Annotated in this window: 24 protein-coding genes; 16 read left to right on the top strand and 8 right to left on the bottom strand. The window is 66.3% G+C overall.

What is annotated here, in order from left to right:
• Positions 1 to 103 precede the first annotated feature (103 nt).
• Positions 104 to 964 (bottom strand): polyamine aminopropyltransferase, encoded by an 861-nt coding sequence (speE, locus tag A9179_RS08855; RefSeq protein ID WP_187805452.1) that lies wholly within the window; start codon positions 962 to 964, stop codon positions 104 to 106.
• 142 nt (positions 965 to 1,106) lie between these two features.
• Positions 1,107 to 1,298, bottom strand: a complete 192-nt coding sequence (locus A9179_RS08850) for a PLDc N-terminal domain-containing protein (protein ID WP_187805451.1) — start codon at positions 1,296 to 1,298, stop codon at positions 1,107 to 1,109.
• A 240-nt stretch (positions 1,299 to 1,538) separates the two neighbouring features.
• On the opposite strand from A9179_RS08850, the gene A9179_RS08845 reads away from it, so the two are divergent.
• The 4 genes from A9179_RS08845 to A9179_RS08830 all read left to right on the top strand — a co-directional run bounded on the left by A9179_RS08845 (position 1,539) and on the right by A9179_RS08830 (position 4,426).
• Positions 1,539 to 1,805 carry a hypothetical protein gene (locus A9179_RS08845; RefSeq protein WP_187805450.1) on the top strand — a complete coding sequence of 89 codons (267 nt, stop codon included), beginning with the start codon at positions 1,539 to 1,541 and terminating at the stop codon, positions 1,803 to 1,805.
• A 169-nt stretch (positions 1,806 to 1,974) separates the two neighbouring features.
• Positions 1,975 to 2,967 carry a GlxA family transcriptional regulator gene (locus A9179_RS08840; RefSeq protein ID WP_187805449.1) on the top strand — a complete coding sequence of 331 codons (993 nt, stop codon included), beginning with the start codon at positions 1,975 to 1,977 and terminating at the stop codon, positions 2,965 to 2,967.
• Between the two features lie 29 nt (positions 2,968 to 2,996).
• The gene (locus A9179_RS08835; RefSeq protein ID WP_187805448.1) at positions 2,997 to 3,236 is read left to right on the top strand and encodes a DUF1272 domain-containing protein; all 240 of its coding nucleotides are present in this window, start codon (positions 2,997 to 2,999) and stop codon (positions 3,234 to 3,236) included.
• 14 nt (positions 3,237 to 3,250) lie between these two features.
• On the top strand, positions 3,251 to 4,426 hold the full coding sequence (locus tag A9179_RS08830) for an MFS transporter (protein WP_262410690.1): 1,176 nt from the start codon (positions 3,251 to 3,253) through the stop codon (positions 4,424 to 4,426).
• Between the two features lie 56 nt (positions 4,427 to 4,482).
• Here the strand turns inward: A9179_RS08830 and nfuA are convergent, their stop codons facing one another.
• Complete coding sequence (nfuA, locus tag A9179_RS08825) at positions 4,483 to 5,067, bottom strand: Fe-S biogenesis protein NfuA (protein ID WP_187805447.1); 585 nt, start codon at positions 5,065 to 5,067, stop codon at positions 4,483 to 4,485.
• A gap of 172 nt (positions 5,068 to 5,239) precedes the next feature.
• Between nfuA and A9179_RS08820 the strand changes: the two genes are divergently transcribed.
• On the top strand, positions 5,240 to 6,190 hold the full coding sequence (locus A9179_RS08820) for an adenosine deaminase (RefSeq protein ID WP_187805446.1): 951 nt from the start codon (positions 5,240 to 5,242) through the stop codon (positions 6,188 to 6,190).
• A 142-nt stretch (positions 6,191 to 6,332) separates the two neighbouring features.
• Positions 6,333 to 7,124: an outer membrane protein OmpK gene (locus A9179_RS08815; protein ID WP_187805445.1), complete on the top strand. Its 792-nt coding sequence runs from the start codon at positions 6,333 to 6,335 to the stop codon at positions 7,122 to 7,124.
• Between the two features lie 113 nt (positions 7,125 to 7,237).
• Here A9179_RS08815 and A9179_RS08810 read toward each other — a convergent pair whose 3' ends face one another.
• The gene (locus A9179_RS08810; RefSeq protein WP_187805444.1) at positions 7,238 to 9,523 is read right to left on the bottom strand and encodes a fatty acid cis/trans isomerase; all 2,286 of its coding nucleotides are present in this window, start codon (positions 9,521 to 9,523) and stop codon (positions 7,238 to 7,240) included.
• A gap of 161 nt (positions 9,524 to 9,684) precedes the next feature.
• On the opposite strand from A9179_RS08810, the gene metH reads away from it, so the two are divergent.
• The 3 genes from metH (at position 9,685) to A9179_RS08795 (ending at position 15,565) form a co-directional block, all read left to right on the top strand.
• Positions 9,685 to 13,395 carry a methionine synthase gene (metH, locus tag A9179_RS08805; protein ID WP_187805443.1) on the top strand — a complete coding sequence of 1,237 codons (3,711 nt, stop codon included), beginning with the start codon at positions 9,685 to 9,687 and terminating at the stop codon, positions 13,393 to 13,395.
• Between the two features lie 134 nt (positions 13,396 to 13,529).
• The gene (locus A9179_RS08800; protein WP_187805442.1) at positions 13,530 to 14,891 is read left to right on the top strand and encodes an FAD/NAD(P)-binding protein; all 1,362 of its coding nucleotides are present in this window, start codon (positions 13,530 to 13,532) and stop codon (positions 14,889 to 14,891) included.
• A 20-nt stretch (positions 14,892 to 14,911) separates the two neighbouring features.
• Positions 14,912 to 15,565 (top strand): potassium channel family protein, encoded by a 654-nt coding sequence (locus tag A9179_RS08795; RefSeq protein ID WP_187805441.1) that lies wholly within the window; start codon positions 14,912 to 14,914, stop codon positions 15,563 to 15,565.
• A gap of 57 nt (positions 15,566 to 15,622) precedes the next feature.
• Here the strand turns inward: A9179_RS08795 and A9179_RS08790 are convergent, their stop codons facing one another.
• Positions 15,623 to 16,168, bottom strand: a complete 546-nt coding sequence (locus tag A9179_RS08790) for a hypothetical protein (protein WP_187805440.1) — start codon at positions 16,166 to 16,168, stop codon at positions 15,623 to 15,625.
• 237 nt (positions 16,169 to 16,405) lie between these two features.
• Between A9179_RS08790 and osmE the strand changes: the two genes are divergently transcribed.
• Complete coding sequence (osmE, locus tag A9179_RS08785) at positions 16,406 to 16,741, top strand: osmotically-inducible lipoprotein OsmE (RefSeq protein ID WP_187805439.1); 336 nt, start codon at positions 16,406 to 16,408, stop codon at positions 16,739 to 16,741.
• Positions 16,742 to 16,856: 115 nt separating this feature from the next.
• A complete protein-coding gene (locus A9179_RS08780) occupies positions 16,857 to 18,158 on the top strand; it encodes a diguanylate cyclase domain-containing protein (RefSeq protein WP_187805438.1) in 1,302 nt (433 codons plus the stop codon).
• A gap of 16 nt (positions 18,159 to 18,174) precedes the next feature.
• On the opposite strand, the gene A9179_RS08775 is transcribed toward A9179_RS08780, so the two are convergent.
• Positions 18,175 to 18,465, bottom strand: coding sequence for a DUF1883 domain-containing protein (locus A9179_RS08775; RefSeq protein WP_187805437.1), 291 nt, complete (start codon positions 18,463 to 18,465; stop codon positions 18,175 to 18,177).
• Positions 18,466 to 18,606: 141 nt separating this feature from the next.
• Here A9179_RS08775 and A9179_RS08770 point away from each other — a divergent pair, with 141 nt between their 5' ends.
• From A9179_RS08770 to A9179_RS08750, 5 genes are all read left to right on the top strand, one after another.
• A complete protein-coding gene (locus A9179_RS08770) occupies positions 18,607 to 19,086 on the top strand; it encodes a DUF2846 domain-containing protein (RefSeq protein ID WP_187805436.1) in 480 nt (159 codons plus the stop codon).
• A gap of 14 nt (positions 19,087 to 19,100) precedes the next feature.
• Positions 19,101 to 19,703, top strand: coding sequence for a hypothetical protein (locus tag A9179_RS08765; RefSeq protein WP_187805435.1), 603 nt, complete (start codon positions 19,101 to 19,103; stop codon positions 19,701 to 19,703).
• 26 nt (positions 19,704 to 19,729) lie between these two features.
• Positions 19,730 to 20,047 carry a cupin domain-containing protein gene (locus A9179_RS08760; protein WP_187805434.1) on the top strand — a complete coding sequence of 106 codons (318 nt, stop codon included), beginning with the start codon at positions 19,730 to 19,732 and terminating at the stop codon, positions 20,045 to 20,047.
• 68 nt (positions 20,048 to 20,115) lie between these two features.
• Entirely contained in the window at positions 20,116 to 21,159 is a 1,044-nt protein-coding gene (locus A9179_RS08755) for an RNA methyltransferase (RefSeq protein WP_187805433.1), read from the top strand.
• A gap of 12 nt (positions 21,160 to 21,171) precedes the next feature.
• Entirely contained in the window at positions 21,172 to 22,449 is a 1,278-nt protein-coding gene (locus A9179_RS08750) for a leucine-rich repeat-containing protein kinase family protein (RefSeq protein WP_187805432.1), read from the top strand.
• Positions 22,450 to 22,497: 48 nt separating this feature from the next.
• Here the strand turns inward: A9179_RS08750 and A9179_RS08745 are convergent, their stop codons facing one another.
• Together A9179_RS08745 and A9179_RS08740 are read right to left on the bottom strand one after the other, a co-directional pair.
• Positions 22,498 to 23,574, bottom strand: a complete 1,077-nt coding sequence (locus A9179_RS08745) for a polyamine ABC transporter substrate-binding protein (protein WP_187805431.1) — start codon at positions 23,572 to 23,574, stop codon at positions 22,498 to 22,500.
• A gap of 48 nt (positions 23,575 to 23,622) precedes the next feature.
• Positions 23,623 to 23,964 (bottom strand): cupin domain-containing protein, encoded by a 342-nt coding sequence (locus A9179_RS08740; RefSeq protein WP_187805430.1) that lies wholly within the window; start codon positions 23,962 to 23,964, stop codon positions 23,623 to 23,625.
• Between the last annotated feature and the right edge of the window lie 5 nt (positions 23,965 to 23,969).

Genomic DNA, 23,969 nt, shown 5'->3' with positions numbered 1-23,969 from the left:
AACCTACAACGTCCGCCGCCTAGGTGAAAGTGCCTGGCGCCCGGCCGCCGCACCGCGGGCAGAAAAAAGCCGGCACCAGCCGGCTTTTTAAGACCCTCGCGACTCAGTCGTTGCTCGGTCGGTTCACCGCCTGCAGCACGTACTGCGGCAGGGCGAAGGCGCCCAGGTGGACTTCCGGGTTGTAGTAACGGGTCACGATGGCGCTGCCGGCATAGCGCTGACGCAGGGTTTCCAGCGGTAGCTTGCGGTATTCGGCATTGGTGCTGCCCCAGGCGAAGGTCATGCTGCCACCGATATAGGTGGGCACCGCGGCCATGTAGAAGTGCCAGTCGGCAAACAGACCGTCCATGCGACTGGCGGTGTTCTGCACCTCAGCGAGCTGCATGAACGGCGTGCCGTTCTGCGTCACCAGGATGCCGCCGTCGTTCAGGCAGCGGCGACAGGCCTGGTAGAAGTTTTCGGAGAACAGCACCTCGCCCGGGCCGATCGGGTCGGTGGAGTCGGAGATGATCACGTCGAACTTCTCGCTGGTGGTCGCGACGAAGTTCATGCCGTCGTCGATCACCAGGTTCAGACGTGGGTCTTCATAGGCGCCGCAGCTGTGGTTGGGCAGGAACTCCCGGCACATGTCCACCACGGTGCCGTCGATCTCGACCATGGTGATGCTCTCCACGCTGCGGTGCTTGCGCACCTCGCGCAGCATGCCGCCGTCGCCGCCACCGATGATCAGCACGCGCTTGGCATTGCCGTGGGCGAGAATCGGCACATGGGTGAGCATCTCGTGGTAGATGAACTCGTCCGCCTCGGTGGTCTGGATCACCCCGTCCAGGGCCATCACCCGCCCCATGCGGGCGTTCTCGAAGATCACCAAATGCTGGTGTTCGGTGCGCACTTCGTGCAGCAGCTTGTCCATGCGAAAGCGCTGGCCATAGCCGTCGTAGAGAGTTTCCTGGTAATCGCTCATGGGTAGTCCCCCGTCGCTGCTGGTGGATTCGGACGGACTGTCACCCGCCCATGAAAAGGCGCGCATTGTAAGGAGATCCGCCCGCTGGCTCCACCGCCGCGCAGATACAGGGCGACGGAGCCTGCGCAGGGCTGCGCCAAAGCTACAGGCGGACGTTGCCGCGCGGGCCCGCCAGGGCCCAGATGATCAGGCCGAGCACCGGCAGGAACAGGATCAGCAATACCCAGATGATCTTCATGCCCGTGTCGGCGCCACTCTTGACGATGTTGATGATCGCCCAGATATCCAGGGCAAGGATGGCCAGCCCGATCAGGCTGCTCAGTGCGGAACCCATGGCAACACTCCTGTGTAATAGGGATACCTGACTTAGGATACCCGTATGCCCGGGATGTTCCCCGGCCGGCCTTTTCGACACTAAAACCCCGTCAAAACGCCAACATGCGACATATTGCTATGTTTTTACGACAGGATGTGACTCCAAGGTCAGGTTCCGCCATCAACAGTGCACAGGCCGCGGCAATACGTGCTTTCGCTGGCCAGATCGCACATTGGGCATCCCTTGGAGAACAGACCCATGAACACCATGCTCCGCGTTAACGAAGCACTCCTCATCGCCGGCCGCGCCTTCCAGCCTTTCCAGTGCGTGGCCTGGACGCCGCAGAACGGTACCGATGAGCTGACCCTGGCGGTGATCGACCGCACCAACCAGCGCCTCGGCCAAACCCGCCTGGACAGCCAGACCTACTGCGACCCGGTACAGCTGGCCGATATCCTGACCCAGTCGCGCGAGCAGCTGAGCCGTCAGGGTTACGCCCTGGAGCCCTGGAGCATGCCCGAGTAATACCCACTCTGCCCCGGCCTGCCGCCACACCAACCCCCTCTGCCTCTGGCGAGGGGGTTTTTATTTGCGCCGGGAAAACCACCCGCACTGGCAATATCTGTGGGGTTATTGTCCTTGTTGCCATCGGCAACCGGGAGCAGACTGCGCCCATCTTCCAGCGAGAACCGCCATGGACGCCGTCAGAACCATCGCCAGCCTGATCTACCCGGACGTCATGAGCCTCGACGTCACCGGCCCGTTGCAGGTGTTCGCCTCGGCCAATGTCGAATGCCAGCGCCAGGGCCGTGCGCCGGCCTATAGCCTGCGCCTGCTGGCCGAACAGCCGGGAGCGGTGAGCACTTCCGCCGGTTTCCAGCTGGTGGCCGAGCAGGCCTGGCGCGACACCGACCCGGCCAGCCTGGACACCCTGCTGATCCCCGGTGGTCTTGGCGAAACTGCCCAATGCAGCAACCTGCCGCTGCTGGACTGGCTGCGCCGCGCTGAGCCGCAGGTGCGCCGGCTCGGCTCGGTGTGCTCCGGCGCGCTGATCCTGGCTGCCGCCGGCCTGCTCGATGGACGCCGTGCCACCACCCACTGGGCCGATGTCGCCGCCCTGCGTTGCCATGCACAGATCGAGGTCGATGGCGACCGCCTGCATACCTACGACCCCAGCGGGCGTGATGGCGATGCCCATGTCTTTACTTCGGCCGGCGTTACCGCCGGCATCGACCTGGCCCTGGCCCTGGTGGAGGCCGATCTCGGCCGCCCGCTGGCCCTGGCCGTGGCCCGGCGCCTGGTGATGTTCCTGCGGCGCCCCGGTGGCCAGGCGCAGTTCAGCGCCCTGCTCACCCCGGATGCCAGCCGCACGCCACGCCTGCTCGGCCTGCTCGAATGGATGGCGCAGAACCTCGCAGCCGACCTGTCGCTGGAGGCCCTGGCCGAGCAGGCCAACCTGTCCAGCCGTAGCCTGTCGCGGCTGTTCGTGCAGGAGCTGGGCATGGGCCCGGGCCGCTATGTCGAGCAGCTGCGCCTGGAGTCGGCGCGTCTGCTATTGCAGGACGCCGGCGCCTCGATCGGCACGGTGGCGCGCCTGACTGGCTTTCGCCATCCGGAGAATCTGCGCCGCACCTTCCACAAGCACCTTTCGGTAAGTCCCCAGGACTACGCCGAACGCTTCGCCTGATCCCCAGTCGCCATCCAAGGAACTCCACCATGCTGCAACTACGCCCAAGCTGCGAATGCTGTGACCGCGACCTACCACCCGATTCGCCGGACGCACGCATCTGCTCGTTCGAGTGCACCTTCTGCCGCGACTGCGCGGAGCAGCGCCTCAAGGGCGTCTGCCCCAACTGCACCGGCGAGCTGGTACGCCGGCCGATTCGCCCGCAGGCCAAGCTGGCGGCCAACCCGCCGTCCAGCACCCGCATCCACAACCCCACCGGCTGCCACTGAGAACCGCCATGATGCTGCTCTTGCGCAACCCCACCCTGCTCCGGCTGTTCTTCGCCCAGGCCCTGTACTGGAGCTGCGCGATGATCGGTATCACCCTCACCGCCCTGATCGGCCTGCAGTTGGCGCCGAGCACCAGCCTGGCCACCCTGCCGCTGGCCTTGCTGGTGCTCGGCAATCTACTCACGGTGCAGCCGCTGTCGTTGTTCATGCAGCGCCGTGGGCGCCGCCCCGGCCTGGTGCTTGGCGCCAGCCTGGGCATCGGCGGCGGCCTGCTCAGCGCTCTCGGCGTGGTGCTAGGCGACTTCTGGCTGTTCTGCCTGGGCGCCCTGCCCATCGGCAGCTACCAGGCCTCGGCCATGTACTACCGCTTCGCTGCCCTGGAGGCGGTGGATCAGGCCCACAAGGGCCGCGCCACCGCCTGGGTGGTGGGGGGCGGAGTGCTGGCGGCCCTGTGCGCACCGTCACTCGCGCTATGGGCCAAGAACTTGCTGGCCACGCCCTTCGTCGGCGCCTATCTGGCCATCGCCGTGCTGGCTGCCGCCGGCCTGCTGCTGATGCTCGGCCTGGCCGATGGCGGCCTGCCGCCCAGCACTGGGCGCGACCCGGGGCTGCGCCGGCGCCTGCTCGGCCGCCCGCTGGTACGCGCCGCCCTGGCCACCACGGCCATCGGCCATGGCCTGATGGTGCTGGTGATGAATGCCACGCCGCTGGCCATGAAATTCTGCGGCCTGCCGCTGGAAGTCGCCTCGGAGGTGATCCGCTGGCACATGCTCGGCATGTTCCTGCCGGCCTTCGTCGCCGGGCCGCTGGTGGACAGACTGGGCAGCCGGCGCATCGCCCTGCTCGGCTGCGCCATCCTGCTGGCCAGCGCTGCAGTAGCCCTGAGCGGCATCGGCCAGACGCACTTCCTGCTCAGCTCGTTCCTCCTCGGCCTGGGCTGGAACCTGATGCTGGTGGCCGGCACCACCCTGCTTGGCGAAGGCCATGCCGCCGAGGAACGCGGCCAGGCCCAGGGCCTGATGGAGCTGGGCAACGGCCTGGTAGCCGCCAGCGCCTCCTTCGCCTCCGGCGCACTGGTCGCTGGCGCCGGCTGGAACGCGGTGAACATCGGCATGCTGCCGCTGCTAGCGATCGCCCTGCTGATGCTCAGGCGCCGCCCGGATCAGAACGCGGCAGTGCAGGCAGGCTGATCAGCAGAAAGCAAAAGGCGACCCGCAGGTCGCCTTTTTCATCAGCCAAGGCGCCATCAGTAGTAGGCGTTTTCCTTGTTGCTGTGGTCGGTCACGTCGCGCACGCCCTTGAGCTCGGGAATGCGCTCCAGCAGGGTCTTCTCGATGCCTTCCTTGAGGGTGTAGTCGGCCTGACCACAGCCCTGGCAGCCACCACCGAACTTGAGCACGGCGATACCCTCTTCGACCACGTCGACCAGGCTCACCTGGCCGCCATGGCTGGCCAGACCGGGGTTGATCTCGGTCTGCAGGTAGTAGTTGATGCGCTCGTTGAGCGGGCTGTCCTCGTTGACCATCGGCACCTTGGCGTTCGGCGCCTTGATGGTCAGCTGGCCGCCCATGCGGTCGGTGGCGTAGTCGACCACAGCGTCTTCCAGGAACGGCTCGCTGACCGCATCGATCCAGGCGGTGAAGCTGGCCAGACCGAGGGCGGTGTCTTCCGGTTTCTGCTCGCCCGGCTTGCAGTAGGCAATGCAGGTTTCGGCGTACTGGGTTCCCGGCTGGGTGATGAACACACGAATGCCGATGCCCGGCGTGTTCTGCTTGCTCAGCAGATCGGCCAGATAGTCGTGGGCAGCTTCGGTGATGGTAATGGCGCTCATGGCAACTCCTCGCAAACGTGCCGCCAGTGTACGCCAATCGATGGCCCGGGATAAAGCCCGACCAATTTAGTAGGAATAATTCCCGTCCGGCGGGTCAGGAAGCCAATGGCTCCCCGCGACGCCGCCAGTCCACTAGAATGCGCGGCCAAACCAGCCTGATAACCGATTTGCCATGCCCAACTGGATCGACGACCTGCCCAAGGCCGAGCTGCACCTGCACCTGGAGGGCTCGCTGGAGCCCGAACTGCTGTTCGCCCTGGCCGAGCGCAACAAGATCGCCCTGCCCTGGAGCGACGTGGACAGCCTGCGCGGCGCCTACGCCTTCAACAACCTGCAGGAATTCCTCGACCTGTATTACCAGGGCGCCGACGTGCTGCGCACCGAGCAGGACTTCTATGACCTGACCTGGGCCTACCTGCTCAAGTGCAAGCAGCAGAACGTGGTGCACACCGAGCCGTTCTTCGACCCGCAGACCCACACCGACCGCGGTATTCCTTTCGAAGTGGTGCTGCGCGGCATCAAGCAGGCGCTGGTCGACGGCGAGAAGCAGCTGGGCATCTCTCACGGCCTGATCCTCAGCTTCCTCCGTCACCTGCCCGAGTCGGAAGCCTTCAAGACCCTGGAACAGGCCATGCCGTTCCGCGACGCCTTCGTTGCCGTCGGCCTCGACAGCTCGGAAAAAGGCTTCCCGCCGCGCCTGTTCCAGCGCGTGTTCGACAAGGCCCGTAGCGAAGGCCTGCTGACCGTCGCCCACGCCGGCGAGGAAGGCCCACCCGAGTACATCTGGGAAGCCCTCGACCTGCTCAAGATCGAGCGCATCGACCACGGCGTGCGCGCCATCGAGGACGAGCGCCTGATGCAACGGATCATCGACGAGCAGATCCCGCTGACCGTCTGCCCGCTGTCCAACATCAAGCTCTGCGTATTCGACGACATGGCCCAGCACAACATCCTGGCCATGCTCGAACGCGGCGTGAAGGTGACAGTGAACTCGGACGACCCGGCCTACTTCGGCGGCTATGTGCGGGAGAACTTCGTCGCCCTACACGACAGCCTGGGCATGACCGAGGCCCAGGCCCGCCGCCTGGCGCAGAACAGCCTGGACGCGCGCCTGGTCAAGTAACCCCAGCAGCGGCTGCCCGATTGGGCAGCCAGCTACAACACCCCCATAAGAACAGATCCGCTGCCGCCAGGCGCGGGCCCTGCCCGCTCGCCTGCGCACGGCAAGCCGATCGATACGTCAACTGCAACTACGGAGCCCTTCGATGACCCGCACCACCAAGTCCCTGCCCCTGGCCGCCGGCCTGTTCGCCGCCAGCTCGGCCCTGGCCGGCGACGCCCTGCTGTGGCAGGACAACAGCCTGACCTACCTCAACGGCATCGACTTCAAGGTCGATCCGCCCAAGCAGCAGACCGTGACCTTCGAGCACGCCAGCGGCTGGAGCGTCGGTGACCTGTTCATCTTCGTCGACGGCATCAAGTACAACACCGAAGCCACCAACGGCGCTGGCGACGGCCACACCTTCTACGGCGAGATCAGCCCGCGCCTGTCGCTGGGCAAGATCAGCGGCACCGAGCTGTCCTTCGGCCCGGTCGAGGACGTACTGCTGGCCACCACCTACGAGTTCGGCGAGGACGACGTCGAGTCCTACCTGGTCGGCCCGGGCTTCGACCTGGCCATCCCCGGCTTCGACTACTTCCAGATCAATACCTACGTGCGCACCACCGACGGCAGCCGCGACGGCGATGGCGTGTGGCAGATCACCCCGGTGTGGAGCTACACCCTCCCGGTTGGCAACTCCGACCTGGTGATCGACGGCTTTATGGACTGGGTCACCGACAACGACGACAGCTACCACGCCAACCTGCACTTCAACCCGCAGATCAAGTACGACCTGGCCAAGGCCATGGGCTGGGGCAAGAAGTTCTACGTGGGTGTCGAGTACGACTACTGGAAGGACAAGTACGGCATCGACGACGACGGCTTCGTCGGCCAGGAAATCCTCGGTGGCACCGACCAGAGCGCCATCAGCCTGCTGGCCAAGGCGCACTTCTAAGCGCCGGCGCTGCACAAAAAAGCCCGCCTGCATGGCGGGCTTTTTTATGGGCGCTCGGCCGGTTCACGTAGGGCGGGTGCAACCCGCGAGAGCCGGCAGCACAGGCCCTGCAATCAGAGATTCTGGTAGCGATTCATATCCAGCACGCCCGCCTCCACCGGCTCGGTCTCCTGGATATAGGCCGACAGGTCGTTGAAGTAACGCCAGAACTCCGGGTGGCTGCGGCGAATGCCCCAGCGCTTCACCACCTGCTCGAACGCCGCCGCATCGCGGGCCTGCTCCAGGGCCGCGACGAACTCCGGTACCTCGCCGGCACGCAGGTTGAAGATGAAGCTCGGGTAGCTGGTCAGCACCCCCGGGTAGACCGTCAGGGTATCCAGCCCCGGCTGGTAGCGCAGTGATTCGCCGGTCATGAACGCCACGTTGCTGTGTGCACGGTTGCGCAGCAGGCTGTAGACCTCGCGCTTGCCATCAGCCAGTTCGATGCGCAGCAGGGTCGCCTCGGGTAGCTGCTCGATCACCTTGAGCCCCGCTGCCGGCCGCCCCGGCAGGCGGCTCAGCGCCTGCTCGGCGCTGCGCAGCTGCGGCTCCAGGCCCTTGCGGTAGCAATGCGCGCCGTGGCAGCGGTTGAGCGGATCGGGCCGCGCATTGAGGTCGGCATAGCGGCTCAGCAGCGCCTCGGCGAACGCGCCCTTGGCGTCGCCACCCGCCAGCTGCAGGCCAGTCGGCGTATCCAGATCGGCCTCGGTGTAGCTCAGCCACATCTTCAGCTGGCCGCTGTTCTGGTACCAGTCGTCCAGGTAGGCCTGGCGCGATTCCGGCGGCAGCAGACGGAGGAAGTTCAGCTCGGCGCCGTTGCGGATCAGGTCGAAGTACAGGCGGGTCTGCGCCTGGTGCGAGACCGTGCCGAACACGTCGAAGTTGACCACCAGCTGGTAGTAGGTGCGTTCCAGCAGCGGGTAGTCCATCAGCCAGATCGTCTGCGGCACTTCGCCGATCAGGCCCTTGCGCACCATGGCGCTGTCATGGTGACGGAAGATCGACAGCAACGCGTTGTCGTTACCGGCCCAGATGCTCGACCAGCCAGGCACGGGCGCATCGGCGTAGGCAGCGCGGCGCATATCCTCGTACTGGTTGCGTTTGTCGCGGTAACCGCGCCACAGCCCCAGCAGGTCGCCGATCTCGTCGAACTGGCCGGGCATGGCCAGCAGCGGCGTGGCCTCGGCGCGGTACGCGGCATCGCTGATGTAGAGGTCGTACTCGGGGGCCTGAAACACCGCCCAGAAGTTGTCGCGGATCACGTCGGTGGCGATCTGCCCGCGGCACACCGGGCCGCGGATAAAGGTGCGCACGAAGTACTCGGCGTTATCCAGCATGAACTGGTAGCGCGCCTGGGCCGGGATGGCGGCGAATGTCTCGAACGGGTTGGCGCGGCGCTGTACGCCATAGCCGGGCACCGCATCCACCGTCCAGTCGCTGGCGTAGAACAGCTCCCTGACCCGCGCGAGCTTCTTGGCACTGAGCGGATAGGTGATATGGGTCTTGTGCACAATCACGCCCTGGATCGGCCACAGGCGGTAATACACCTGGGTACCCGGATCCTCGTTGGGGCGGCGTGTGGCAATCGGGTCGATCGGCTGGCCGCTGGGCGTACGCGAACGCACCAGCTGGAAGAAATGCCCCGCCTCGCCGCCCTCGAAATACAGGTGGGCCAGAAACAGGTGCTCGAACAGCCAGCGGTTGACCAGGTTCTCGCGCGCCCCGGGGGCGTTGAGGAAGGTCTCCCACTCGGCGATCTGCGCCTGCTCCACCGCCGACGGCTGCAGCGCCTGCTCATCCACCGGCGCGCCCTGCTTCAGCCATTGCTGCAGGGTGCGGTACTCGCTGTCGCTGAGACCGGTGACGGCGAACGGCATGCCGGCATGGGCGAATTTCTTCTGGTAGGCGGCGAACTCATCAGGCAGCGGGCACTGGTTCTCGCGGCCGAGCGAAATATCCAGATCGGCCGGCAGCTTGGCATTGGCCGCCGGCGGGTTGCTACGCCCCAGTTCCAGCATGCGCGCCATCAGCGCGGCCTGACCGTCGCGAGCATCCACGACCGAAGCGAAGCCCTTGTCGCGCCAGGCCGCCCCGCCCTGGGCATCGAAGAACAGCCGGGTCGGCGCCTGTGCCTTGGTGCGCCCGCCATCGTAGACCGGCTGCTTGCTCGCCCCGCGCAGCACGCCCTCGCCACTACCCAGGTTGAGCTGGCACGGCGCGTCGTAACAAGCGTGGCAGGCCACGCACTTCTGCGTGAGGATGGGCTGGATATCGCGGCTGTAAGACACCGCTTCGCTGGCACCGGCCAGGCCGGCAAGAATGAAACCGAGAAAGAAAACCGCAAGTCCCTGGCGCAACATAACCCTATCCTGTGTGTGCGAATGGCGATTCTAGCGCTACCGGCCAGACAAAGAGAGCCATGAACATGAGTGAAATTCATGGGAAAGCCCAGGCAGCGGCAAAAGCATGCAGCTTTGTTATCATCGCCGCCTTTGTTCACGCCCTTTCCAGGTAGTTCCCCATGTCCGACCGCAGCGCCCGCCTCCAGGCCCTTCAGCAAGCCCTGAAAGAACGCATCCTGATCCTCGACGGCGGCATGGGCACCATGATCCAGAGCTACAAGCTGGAGGAAGAGCACTATCGTGGCACGCGCTTCGCCGACTGGCCGAGCGACGTGAAAGGCAACAACGACCTGCTGCTGCTGACCCAGCCGCAGATCATCGCCGAGATCGAGAAGGCCTACCTGGATGCCGGCGCCGACATCCTCGAGACCAACACCTTCAACGCCACCCGTGTATCCCAGGCCGACTACGGCATGGAAGAGCTGACCTACGAGCTGAACGTGGCCGGTGCCCGCGTCGCCCGTCAGGTGGCCGACGCCAAGAGCCTGGAAACTCCGGATCGCCCGCGCTTCGTCGCCGGCGTCCTCGGCCCGACCAGCCGTACCTGCTCGATCTCCCCGGACGTCAACGACCCCGGCTTCCGTAACGTCACCTTCGACGAGCTGGTGGAGAACTACACCGAGGCCACCCGCGGCCTGATCGAGGGCGGCGCCGACCTGATCCTGATCGAGACCATCTTCGACACCCTGAACGCCAAGGCGGCGATCTTCGCCGTGCAGCAGGTGTTCGACGAGGATAACGTCGAGCTGCCGATCATGATCTCCGGCACCATCACCGACGCCTCCGGCCGCACCCTGTCCGGGCAGACCACCGAGGCCTTCTGGAACTCGGTGGCGCACGCCAAGCCGATCTCCGTGGGCCTCAACTGTGCCCTCGGCGCCAAGGAGCTGCGCCCGTACCTGGCCGAGCTCGCGACCAAGGCCGGCACCCATGTGTCCGCGCACCCCAACGCCGGCCTGCCCAACGCCTTCGGCGAGTACGACGAGACCCCGGCGCAGATGGCCGAGGTGGTCGAGGAGTTCGCCGCCAGCGGCCTGCTCAACATCATCGGCGGCTGCTGCGGTACCACGCCGCCGCACATCAAGGCGATCGCCGAGGCCGTGGCCAAGTACCAGCCGCGCGTGATCCCGGACATTCCCAAGGCCTGCCGCCTGTCCGGCCTGGAGCCGTTCACCATTGACCGCAAGTCGCTGTTCGTGAACGTCGGCGAGCGCACCAACATCACCGGCTCGGCCAAGTTCGCCCGGCTGATCCGCGAGGAGAACTACACCGAGGCCCTGGAAGTCGCCCTGCAGCAGGTCGAAGCCGGCGCCCAGGTGATCGACATCAACATGGACGAAGGGATGCTCGACTCCCAGGCGGCCATGGTGCGCTTCCTCAACCTGATCGCCTCCGAGCCGGATATCTCGCGCGTGCCGATCATGATCGACTCCTCCAAGTGGGAAGTGATCGAGGCCGGCCTCAAGTGCATCCAGGGCAAGGGCATCGTCAACTCGATCTCCATGAAGGAAGGCGTCGAGCAGTTCAAGCACCACGCCAAGCTGTGCAAGCGCTACGGCGCCGCCGTGGTGGTGATGGCCTTCGACGAAGTCGGCCAGGCCGACACCGCCGCGCGCAAGAAGGAAATCTGCAAGCGCTCCTACGACATCCTGGTCAACGAAGTCGGCTTCCCGCCGGAAGACATCATCTTCGACCCGAACATCTTCGCCGTGGCCACCGGCATCGAGGAACACAACAACTACGCGGTGGACTTCATCGAGGCCTGCGCCTACATCCGTGACGAGCTGCCCTATGCGCTGTCGTCCGGCGGCGTATCCAACGTGTCCTTCTCGTTCCGCGGCAACAACCCGGTGCGCGAAGCGATCCACTCGGTGTTCCTCTACTACGCGATCCAGAACGGCCTCTCCATGGGCATCGTCAACGCCGGCCAGCTGGAGATCTACGACGAGATCCCCAAAGAGCTGCGCGACAAGGTCGAGGACGTGGTGCTCAACCGTCACGAGGGCAGCACCGAAGCGCTGCTGGCCATCGCCGACAACTACCGTGGCGGTGGCGCGGTGAAGGAAGCCGAGGACGAGGAATGGCGCAGCTACCCGGTGGCCAAGCGCCTGGAACACGCGCTGGTCAAGGGCATCACCGCCTTCATCGTCGAGGACACCGAGGAGTGCCGCCAGCAGTGCGCGCGCCCCATCGAGGTGATCGAAGGCCCGCTGATGAGCGGCATGAACGTGGTCGGCGACCTGTTCGGCTCGGGCAAGATGTTCCTCCCGCAGGTGGTGAAGTCCGCCCGCGTGATGAAGCAGGCCGTGGCCCACCTGATCCCCTTTATCGAAGCGGAAAAAGGCGACAAGCCGGAAGCCAAGGGCAAGATCCTCATGGCCACGGTGAAGGGCGACGTGCACGACATCGGCAAGAACATCGTCGGCGTCGTTCTCGGCTGTAATGGCTACGATATCGTCGACCTGGGCGTGATGGTGCCGGCGGAGAAGATCCTGCAGACGGCGATCGCCGAGAAGTGCGACATCATCGGCCTGTCCGGCCTGATCACGCCGTCGCTGGACGAGATGGTGCATGTGGCCAAGGAGATGCAGCGCCAGGGCTTCAAGCTGCCGCTGATGATCGGTGGCGCCACCACCTCCAAGGCCCACACCGCGGTGAAGATCGACCCGCAGTACAGCAACGATGCGGTGGTCTACGTCACCGACGCCTCGCGCGCCGTGGGCGTGGCCACCCAGCTGCTGTCCAAGGAACTCAAGGCCGACTTCGTCAAGAAGACCCGCGAGGAATACGTGGTAGTGCGCGAGCGCACCGCCGCCCGCGCCTCGCGCACCGAGCGCCTGAGCTACGCCGAGGCCATCGCCAACAAGCCGGACTTCGACTGGAGCGAATACGTGGCGCCCAAGCCGAGCTTCACCGGCGCGCAGGTGCTCGACGATATCGACCTGGAGACCCTGGCCGAATACATCGACTGGACGCCCTTCTTCATCTCCTGGAACCTGGCCGGCAAGTACCCGCGCATCCTCACCGACGAAGTGGTCGGCGAGGCTGCCACCAGCCTGTTCAACGACGCCCAGGCGATGCTGACCAAGCTGATCGACGAGAAGCTGATCAAGGCCCGCGCCGTGTTCGGTTTCTGGCCGGCCAACCAGGTGCGCCACGACGACATCGAAGTCTACGGTGACGACGGCCAGCCACTGGCCACCCTGCACCACCTGCGCCAGCAGAACATCAAGGCGGACAGCAAGCCGAACCTGTCGCTGGCCGACTTCGTTGCGCCCAAGGAAAGCGGCAAGACCGACTATGTGGGCGGCTTCATCACCACCGCCGGCATCGGTGCCGAGGAAGTGGCCAAGGCCTACCAGGACAAGGGCGACGACTACAGCTCGATCATGGTCAAGGCCCTGGCCGACCGCCTGGCCGAGGCCTGTGCCGAGTGGCTGCACCAGCGCGTGCGCAAGCAGTACTGGGGCTATGCCGCCGACGAGCAGCTGGACAACGAGGCGCTGATCAAGGAGCAGTACCACGGCATCCGTCCGGCGCCCGGCTACCCGGCCTGCCCGGATCACACCGAGAAGGCCACCCTGTTCAAGCTGCTCGACCCCGAGGCCGACTACAACAAGGCCGGCCGCAGCGGCGTATTCATCACCGAGCACTACGCCATGTTCCCGGCCGCCGCCGTCAGCGGCTGGTACTTCGCCCACCCCGAGGCGCAGTACTTCGCCGTGGGCAAGGTCGACCAGGATCAGGTCGCCTGCTACAGCAAGCGCAAGGGCCAGGAACTCTCCGTGACCGAACGCTGGCTGGCGCCGAATCTCGGCTACGACAACTGATACCCAGTCTGGCCCGCCTCGGCGGGCCAGATTGCATCTGCACACCGGCACGACTCTCGCGAGCACGCGTCAGCAGCCTTGCCTCTCCGGCATGACGCCAGTACCGTCGACACTTTCCACCAGGCCCTGCGCACATGGAACGTATCAGCATCATCGGTAGTGGGTTCTGCGGCACCGCCCTGGCCATCCACCTGCTGCGCAACGCCACCCGCCCCCTGCATGTGCGCCTGCTCAACCGCTCGGGGCAGCTGGCCCGCGGCCTGGCCTACGGCACCCGCTCGCCCAGCCACATCCTCAACGTACCAGCCGAGCGCATGAGCCTGTTCAGCGAACGGCCGGGCGACTTCCTCGACTTCGCCCGCCAGCAGCTGCCGGATGCCCAGCCCGGCGACTTCCTGCCGCGCCGGCTGTATGGCGACTACCTGCAGCAGCGCCTCGGCGAAGCGCTCACCGCGCATGCCGGCAGCGTTGCCTTCGAAAGCCTGCCGGCCCATGTGCTCGACCTGCAGCGCACCGACAGGCAGTACCACCTGCTGCTGGATAACGGCCAGACGCTGCTCAGCGACAAGGTGGTGATCGCCACCGGCAACTTCACTCCGGCCACGCCGCCGCCCCTGCGCGCGCTGCGGGACGATGCCCGCTACATTGCCGACCCCTGGTGCCACGGTGCGCTGGACACCATCGCTGCCGATGCCCGCGTCCTGCTGCTGGGCTCCGGGCTGACCATGTACGACATCGCCCTGGCGCTGCAGGATCGCCAGCACCGCGGTGCCCTGCTGGCCATGTCGCGGCGGGCCCTGCAGCCCCACGGCCATCGCGACAACAGCCAGCACCCGCAGCTGCCGCAAACGCCGGCGAACCTGCTGGACAGCCGCAGCGCACGCCAGCTGCTGTCGCGGATCCGCCATTTCGTGCGCAACGCCGAGCACGACGGTTTCGACTGGCGCGACGCGGTGGCCGCCCTGCGCCCGCTCACTCCGGCTCTCTGGCAGGCCCTGGATAAGCCCAACCAGCGGCGCTTTCTGTGCCACCTGCAGCCTTACTGGGATGTGCATCGTCACCGCGCCGCGCCCTTTATCGCCAAGCGCATCGAGCAACTGCGCCAGCAGGGCCAGCTGCAGGTACAGGCCGCCCGCCTGGTCAGCGTGGCGGCCGGCGTCGACGGGCTGCAGCTGCAGATTCGCCCGCGCGGCAGCGACGCCTGCCAGGGCCTGGAGGTCGATCACATCATCAACTGCACCGGCCCCTGCAACGACCTGCGCCAGCTCGACGAGCCGCTGTTCAACGCCCTGCTGGCCCGCGGCGAGCTGGTTCAGGACGAGCACCGCATCGGCCTGCAGGTCGACGCGCAGTTTCGCCTGCTCGCAGCCAGCGGCCAGGCCACCCCCGATCTCTACCTGCTCAGCCCGATGCTGCGCGCCCGCTACTGGGAAAGCACCGCGGTACCCGAACTGCGCCAGCACGCCGAGTGCCTGGCCCGACAGCTGCTCGCCTGAACCTGCCCACAGAACACGCCATGAATCCTCTCGCCTACCTGCGTCGCCACCCCTCCGCCGGCCTGCTGTTCGTGCAACTGCTCGGCGTGCTGCTCTACCCCTGGATGGAGGGCACCCAGCTCGGCCGCGCGCTGTTCGGTGCCTTCGGCCTGCTGGTGCTGGGCCTGGCCCTGCATGTGGTCAAGCGCAGCCCGGTGCAGACCTGGGTGGCCGGCCTGCTGGCAGTGCTGGTCGTGGGCCTGAACCTGCTCGACCTGCTGCTTGCCAGCCTGGCCCTGGAGGCACTGATCGCCCTGCTGGAGGCGGCGTTCTACTTCTATGCGGCGGCCAGCCTGATCGCCTACATGAGCGCCGACCAGCACGCCACCACCGACGAGCTGTACGCCGTCGGTGCCACCTTCACCGTGCTGGCCTGGGCTTTCGCCCATCTGTTCGCGTTCTGCCAGCTACTGGTGCCGGGCAGCTTCGCCGCCGCCATCGCCCCCGAGGCGGCACGCAGCTGGATGGAACTGCTGTTCCTCAGCTTCACCACCCTGTCCGGAGTCGGCCTGGGCGACATCATCCCGCTGACGCCGGTGGCCCGCTCGCTGGTGATGATCGAGGAGTTCGCCGGGGTCATGTACCTGGCGCTGGTGGTGTCGCGGCTGATCGCGCTGACGGTGAGCAAGCGCTGAGGCCATCGCCCGGCCAGAAAAAAGCCCGCAGTTGCGGACTTTTTCATGCGCGGGGCGCTACTTCTTCACCTCGAAATCGCGGCCCCACAGGCGGATCGATGTCACGGCCGCAGACGGCCCCTCGAAGACGAACTTCTGCCGCACCCCGGTCTGTGCCGGAATGGTCACGTCGTCCGGGTTGAGCAGGCCCGGCAGCGGCGCGCTGGAGTAGCCTTCCTGGTCGATGGCCAGCAGGGCGCCGGTCTGGCGCAGGTTGATCAGGCGCAGCGGCTTGTCGGTGGTGTTCTTGAAACCCAGCAGGGCATTCAGGTTGCCGTCTTCGGCAGTCTCGAGCTTGAGCAGCTGCACGCTGACCTGGCCATCGAGCTGCTCCAGGTTGGACACGACGATCGAGCCGTCGGCGCCCTGGGCATCCACCCGGCCTTCGGTGACGCCATCGGACACGCCGCCCAGCAGGTTCTTGCCGGCGGTAATCGCCGTGGACACGGCTGCCTTGGCGGAATCCTTGATAGTGCTCGAATCGCTTGCCGCTTCGTCGGCAAGCGCCAGCGGTGCGCCGAGGGTGAAGGCCAGGGCGATGGCCAGCGGTGAAATCCTGTTCATGATCGTGCTCCTGTAATGGCGACGGCTGATGTGGGCCACAGATTGACCGGCAAGCGCTGAAAAAGCGAGCCGGCGAGCGCCGGCTTGCCGGCTGGCTAACGATTTTCCAGCGCCCACCACACACCTGCAAGCCGCGCCGAGGCGCAACCGCTGGTGCAAGACAACCGAACTCACAGGTTGTACTAGGCTCCAAGCCACTACAGGGCCATAACGGCCCACTCGATGGAGCGACTCGTTATGTGCAAGCAAATCCTGGCAGTACTGGGCGTGGCAGCGCTGACCGCCGGCTGTGCGGTCAAACCGGAAAACCCGGTGGACTACGTCACCTACCGCGACGAACCGCTGGTCAAACAGGTCGAGGACGGCATGAGCAAACAGCAGGTGCTGACCATCGGCGGCACGCCCTCCACGCAAATCAACCGCAGCGACAAACCCGGCAGTTGCAACAACTACGTGCTCAACCGCGAAGGCCACCAGCAGGTCTACTACGTCAGTTTCGACGCCAACGGCCAGGTCGACAGCAAGGGCTTCATGACCTGCGAACAGCACAGCGCCAACCGGGAAGCCCTGTAACCCGTTAGCCCGCCACCTGGCGGGCTTTTCATTACCGCGCCTGGTATTCCATCAGGCAGAATGACGGCACTTTCAGCACCTGGCAGGCCATTGCCCGACGGATCGGCAACGCACCATGCTCCCTATCGCCCTGACCCTCATCATTCTGCTTGCCCTCGCCACCTACCTGCTGCTGCGCGAGCGGCAGGCTCGCCAGGAGCTCGACGACTATCGCCAGCTGCTCGCCGAGCAGGAACAAGGCCTGCTGCGCCTCGACGCCAGCGCCTGCATCCGCTGGTGCAATCCAGTCGCCGCCCAGCTGCTGGGCAAGACCGCGAGCGAACTGCGCGGCCGCCCTATCGACACCTGCCTGCCGGCGCTGAACGACAGCGACAGCCAGTGCATCGCCCTCGCCGATCCACCCGGCACCAGCCTCAAGGTCAGCCGCCTGCCAGCGGCCGACGGGCACGGCAGCCTGCTGTTGTTGCAGCGCCTCAGCGAACCGGCCCGCAGCGGCGATGACGCCGAGCGTTTCCAGCGCAGCCAGTACTTCGCCCGCATCGGCACCTGGGACTGGGACATCGACACCAACCGCCTGTACTGGTCGGAAGCCATCTACGCCATGTTCGGCCATCAGCCAGGCACCATCACGCCGAGCTACGAGCTGTTCTGCCACAGCGTGCACCCGGACGACCGCCAGCGCGTGCGCGCCGGCGAGCTGCGCTGCATCGAGACCGGCGAGAACCACGACGAGGAATACCGGGTGATCTGGCCGGACGGCAGCGTGCACTGGCTGCGCGAGACCGGCAACGTGACCAAGGATGCCAGCGGCACACCGCTGAAAATGATGGGCGTGGTGCGCGACATCACCGAGGAAAAGGCCTGGGCCAGCCAGATGCACCAGTTGGCCCACCACGATGCGCTGACCGGCCTGCCCAACCGCCTGGTGTTCGAGGATCGCCTGCGCAGCGCCCTGGAGCGCGCGCGCCGCAGCAACCTGCGGGTGGCGCTGGTGTTCATCGACCTCAACGGCTTCAAGACGATCAACGACACCCATGGCCATGTCGCCGGCGATCAGGTGCTGGTCGCCACTGCACGACGGCTCAAGGCCGCCCTGCGCGAGTCGGACAGCGTGGCACGGATCGGCGGTGACGAGTTCGTGGTGATTCTCGAAGGGCTGGCGCTGGAGCGTCAGCTGGAGGAAGAAGCCCGCGCCATCGGCGAGAAGATCCTCACCGCCCTGGCACTACCGCTGGCCGACGACAGCAGCCAGCGGCGCATCGATGCCAGCCTGGGCATCGCCGCCTTCCCCGATCATGCACCGAGCATGGATCGGCTCATCCATCTCGCCGACCAGGCCATGTACGAGGCCAAGCGCAGCGGCGATAACCAGTACCGCCTGGGTCGCTCCGGCCAGCAGCGCGCCAGCGTCGACTAGGCGGCGTCGGCCCGGCTCAGCTGGAGCGGCGGACGAACTTGATCGAGTATTCCAGCTTCGGCTTGCGCGTCACGCTGACCGCGCGGCGGGTGACGGTGTCCAGGGTGATGTTCCAGAAGCCGCTGCTGGGCACGGTGATCTTCGCCGGGAATTTGTCGAAGGCACCGCCGTGGTAGGTATGGCGGCCGCCGTTCTTGAAGCTGCGGAAGTTCGCATCGTTCATCAGACGGATGTTGCAGGGCTGCGAACACTGGATGACGACGATGTCGTCTTCGTTGAGCTGCTCGCGTTGGTGGATGAATTTCATGCGTGGCGAATCCTGAGACCGTGAAGCGGAGCGCGACGATAGCACAGCCAGGGCCCGCCGGCGGCCTGCCCTGACAGAGCGCTAGCGCAGATGCCAGACGCTGCTACGCTGGGGAAGCACAGACGCCACGAAGGAACGCCCATGCGCCGACTGCCCACCCTACTCCCCCTCCTATTCCTGCTCGCCGCCTGCGCCGGCCCTGGTTACTTCGAGGCAGTGCCGCCGAGTAACTCGAACAAGGCCGTCGTCTACCTGTATCGCCCCGAAGCGGACAACCCCGGCCGGCAACCGCTGCGTTACTCCTACCCGGACGTACTGATCGACGAACAGAGCGTCGGCACCCTGGAGTTCAACTCCCACCGCCGCGTCGAGCTGGCGCCAGGCCGCCACAGCCTGCGCATCACCGGTCTGACCCGCCAGGCCAAGTGGGAACCGCGCGACATCAAGCAGGAGTTCAGCGTCGCCGCCGGGGAAACCAAGTACCTCAAGCTCGACGTGCGCTTCAACCTGAGCGAGATGACCCTGGGCAGCCCCGGCCCCAGCTACCTGATCCACGTCCGGCCGATGCGCGCCGACGACGCCGTCTACGAGATCCGCAATACCGCACCGCAAAATCCATAGGCAAGGAGTTGAACATGCAAGCAGCCCGTCTTTTCAGCCTGTCCCTGGTCGCTGCCCTGGTAGTCGGCTGCCAGAGCAATGCCGACGACCAACTGAGCACCGAGTCCTCGCAGACTGCGGCCTATGCCGAAGGTGTGCCCGGCGGCGTGGTCACCGAGACCGATGAGCTGCAGGCCAGCGTCACCGCCATCGACCCGGCCAAGCGCAGCTTTACCCTCAAGGATGACGAGGGCAACAGCCGCACCTTCCAGGCACCGCCGCAAATGCACAACTTCGATCAGCTCAAGGTCGGTGACCGCGTCCACGCCGTGGTCGGCCTGGAGCGCATCGTCTACCTGCGCCAGCCGGGCGAGGCCTCCAGCGATGGCGGTGCCGGTGTACTGGCAACCGCACCGCTGGGCAGCAAGCCGGGCATGCTGGTCGCCGACACCGTGGAAATCTCCGCCGTGGTGCGGGCCATGGACACCAAGCTGCGCACCGCCACCCTGCGTTTCCCCGACGGCAGCGAGCGTACCGTCAAGGTGCGCCCGGATGTGGACATGAAGACCGAGTACCTCGGCCGCGAAGTGGTGCTGCGCTTGACCTCGGCCTTCGCCGTGCGCGTCGACCCGCAGTAACGACCACCCGCCGGCAGGCGATCGCCATGCTACCCAAGGTGACGACTCTGCTGCCGCCCCCGACCGCTGAGGGGGAAGAGCAATTCTTCCCCCTGCTGCAAAGCGATGCGCTGCGCCTGGAGCAGATCATCTCCCACGGCCAGGCCAGCCCTGCCGGCTTCTGGTACGACCAGCCCACGCCGGAGTGGGTCGCCCTGCTGCGCGGCACTGCCAGCCTGGAGTTCGCCGACGGCAGCCTGGCACTGACGGCCGGCGATGCCCTGCTAATTCCCGCCCAGTGCCGGCACCGGGTCGCCGCCTGCTCGGCCGACGCCATCTGGCTGGCCCTGCACTTCCAGCCCTGAACACCGCACCGCGACGCTGACGACCAGCCCTACGCGGTATCGGCGCCCGGTGGTAGCATGCGCGCCCCATGCGCATCCCTGAAATCCATCAACGCCTCGCCGACCTCGGCGCCCTGCCTGTCCACAGCGGCCGGGTGGTGCGCGCCTGGCTGCAGGGCAAGCCACTGAACAGCGGCACCCGTCGCCAGCACAGCGAGAACTTCCTGCCGCTGTCCGTGCGCGACGGCCTGCCGCAGCTCGGCGCCGACCTCGACAACCTGGTGCGCCTGCGCTCCGAACACCCCGGTGCGGATGGCTCGGCGCGCCTGCTGGTGGAGCTGAACGACGGCCAGATGATCGAGAGCGTGCTGCTGCCGCGCGGCGGCCTGTGCGTGTCCAGCCAGGTCGGTTGCGCGGTCGGCTGCGTGTTCTGCCAGACCGGCAAGAGCGGCCTGCTGCGCCAGGTCGGCAGCGCCGAGATCGTCGCCCAGGTGGCCCTGGCCCGGCGCTTTCGCCCGGTGAAGAAAGTGGTGTTCATGGGCATGGGCGAGCCGGCGCACAACCTCGACAACGTGCTGGAAGCCATCGACCTGCTCGGTAGCGAAGGCGGCATCGGCCACAAGAACCTGGTGTTCTCCACCGTTGGCGACCCACGGGTGTTCGAGCGCCTGCCGCAGCAGCGGATCAAGCCAGCCCTGGCCCTGTCGCTGCACACCACCAATGCCGAACTGCGCCAGCAACTGCTGCCACGTGCACCGCGCATCGACCCCGAGGAGCTGATGGAGCTGGGCGAAGCCTACGCCCGCGCCGTCGACTACCCGATCCAGTACCAGTGGACGCTGCTCAAGGGCATCAACGACAGCCAGGAAGAGATGGACGAGATCCTGCGCCTGTTCAAGGGCAAGTACGCGGTGCTCAACCTGATTCCCTACAACAGCCTGGAAGCCGACGAGTTCCAGCGCCCGGACGGCGACCGCATCGTGCAGATCGTGCGCTACCTGCACAGCCGCGGCGTACTGACCAAGGTACGCAACAGCGCCGGCCAGGATATCGACGGTGGCTGCGGCCAGCTGCGCGCCCGTGCCACCGAGCTGATCAACAGCGGCCGCCTGCAACGCGGACGCGGCGCATAACCCGAGCCCCACATGCATACGCTTGCCCAACTGCACCGCGGCGAACTGGCCGGCTGCCAGCGCCTGGATCTGTCCTGCGACCTGCAGAGCTTCCCGGAAGAAATCTTCGATCTGGCCGACAGCCTGGAAGTGCTCAACCTCAGCGGCAACCGCCTGAGCAGCCTGCCGGCCGATCTGCCGCGGCTGCACAAGCTCAAAGTGCTGTTCTGCTCGGACAACCTCTTCGAGAGCCTGCCGGAAGTACTCGGCGACTGCCCGCAGCTGGAGATGGTCGGCTTCAAGTCCAACCGCCTGCGCCATGTGCAGGCCGCGGCGCTGCCGGCCCGGCTGCGCTGGCTGATCCTCACCGACAACCGTATCGAGGCGCTGCCCGCCGCACTGGGCGAGCGCCCGCGCCTGCAGAAGCTGATGCTGGCCGGCAACCGCCTGAGCGAGCTGCCACACAGCCTGGCCGGGCTCGAGCGCCTGGAGCTGCTGCGCATCGCCGCCAACCGCCTGGAGGCCCTGCCCGACTGGCTGCTGCACCTGCCGCGCCTGGCCTGGCTGGCCTTCGCCGGCAACCCGGGCAGCGACCGCGCCGAAGCGGCGGCACTGGCCGGCCATCCGCAGGCACCCATCGAGCGCACGCAACTGCAACTGGGCGAGCTGCTCGGCCAGGGCGCCAGCGGCCTGATCCACCGTGCCCGCTGGAACGGCAGCGAGGTGGCGGCCAAGCTGTTCAGGGGACAGATGACCAGCGACGGCCTGCCCCACAGCGAGATGGCCGCCTGCCTCTCCGCCGGCCGCCATCCGCAGTTGCTGCCGGTGATCGGCCCGCTGCAGCCACAGGCCGGGCAGCCCGACGGTCTGTTGCTGGAGCTGCTGGAGTCGCGCTTTCGCGTGCTGGCAGGGCCGCCCTCGCTGGCCAGCTGCAGCCGTGACTGCTACGCGCCCGAACAGCGTTTCGCCCCTGAACAGGTGTGGGCCCTGGCCCGCGGCGTGGCCAGTGCGCTGGCGCACCTGCACGGACGTGGCATCCTGCATGGCGACCTGTACGCCCACAACCTGCTGGTCGACGGCCACGACTGCCGCCTCAGCGACTTCGGCGCAGCCTCCTTCTTCACCCCTGGCAGCGCCCAGGGCCATGCGCTGCAGCGTCTGGAAAGCCGCGCTTTCGGCATCCTGCTGGAAGAACTGCTGCAGCGCTGCGCCACGCCGCCGGCGCAGCTGCAGGCGCTGGCCGCAGCCTGCCAGCAGGCCGACAGCAGCCAGCGCCCGGACTTCGCCGAGCTGCTCACCTGCCTGAAATGACGAAGCCCCGGACTGACCGGGGCTTCGCGAACGGCAGAGGAGCGCCGATCAGGTACCGCTCTTGACCTTGCTCCAGATGCGCGTGCGCACGCGGTCGATCTTCAGCGGCATGGCCTCCAGGGCGTACAGCTTGCTCATCACCTCCTGCGGCGGGTAGACCTTGTTGTCGGCCTTCAGCGCCGGGTCGACCAGGTCGTCGGCCTTGGCGTTGCCGTTGGCGTAGTGCACGTAGTTGCTGATGGCGGCCATGACCTCGGGCTGCAGCAGGTAGTTCATGAAGGCGTAGCCGGCCTCCTCGTTCGGTGCATCGGCCGGCATGGTGACCATGTCGAACCACATCGGCGCGCCTTCCTTGGGAATCACGTACTCGATCTTCACCCCGTTGCCGGCCTCGTTGGCGCGGCTGGCGGCCTGCATGATGTCGCCGGAGAAGCCCACGGCCAGGCAGATATCGCCGTTGGCCAGGTCGCCGACATACTTCGAGGAGTGGAAGTAGCGCACGTTCTTGCGCATCTCCAGCAGCAGCGCCTCGGCCTTCTTGTAGTCGTCGAGGTTCTGGCTGTGGTGCGGCAGGCCCAGCTGGTGCAGAGCGATCGGCAGCATCTCCGGGCCGTTGTCGAGGATGGCCACGCCGCACTGGGCCAGCTTGGCCATGTTCTCCGGCTTGAAGATCACATCCCAGGAATCCACCGCCACGCCTTCGCCGAGCACCGCCTTGACCTTGTCGACGTTGTAGCCGATGCCGGTGGTGCCCCACAGGTAGGGGAAGCCGTGCTGGTTGCCCGGGTCGTTGCCTTCCAGGGCCTTCATCAGCACCGGGTTGAGGTTGTTCCAGTTGGGCAGCTTGCTGCGGTCGAGCACCTTCAGCGCGCCGCCCTGAATCTGCCGGGCCATGAAGTGGTTGGAGGGGAACACCACGTCATAGCCGGAACGGCCGGCCATCAGCTTGGCATCGAGGGTTTCGTTGCTGTCGTAGACATCGTACTGGGCCGTCTTGCCGCTGGCCTTCTCGAAGGCCTTCACCGTGTCCGGGGCGATGTAGTCAGTCCAGTTGTAGATGCGCACGCCATCGGCGGCCTGACTGGCCGATGCCAGCAGCATCAGCGGAAGGAGTTTCTTGAGCATGGTTACCTCGTTGATTGTTCTTGTAGGCAGTCGCTGGAAAAGGGCCGATCAGAAGATCAGCACGTAGGTCTTGCGCACGGTTTCCTGGATGTCCCATACGCCAGTGGTGTTGGCCGGCATCATCAGGGCATCGCCGGCGCGGATCTCGATGGGCTCGCCGCCATCCGGGGTGAAGGTGCAGCGCCCGGCGATGAAGTGGCAGAACTCCTGCTGCACGATCTGCCGGCGCCAGCGCCCCGGGGTGCATTCCCACACGCCGGCCTCGACGCCGTCATCGCGCTCGACGCTGGTGGTCGAGGTCACGGCCACCGGCTGGCTGAGCGGCACGGCCACCGGATTGGATTCATCCAGTACGAGGCTGGTGGTGTTCTTGAAATGGTTGATGGTCATGACTT

This window comes from Pseudomonas alcaligenes (genome assembly GCF_014490745.1).
In the GTDB taxonomy this organism is placed as follows: domain Bacteria; phylum Pseudomonadota; class Gammaproteobacteria; order Pseudomonadales; family Pseudomonadaceae; genus Aquipseudomonas; species Aquipseudomonas alcaligenes_C.
This window is presented reverse-complemented; position numbering and strand designations above follow the sequence as displayed.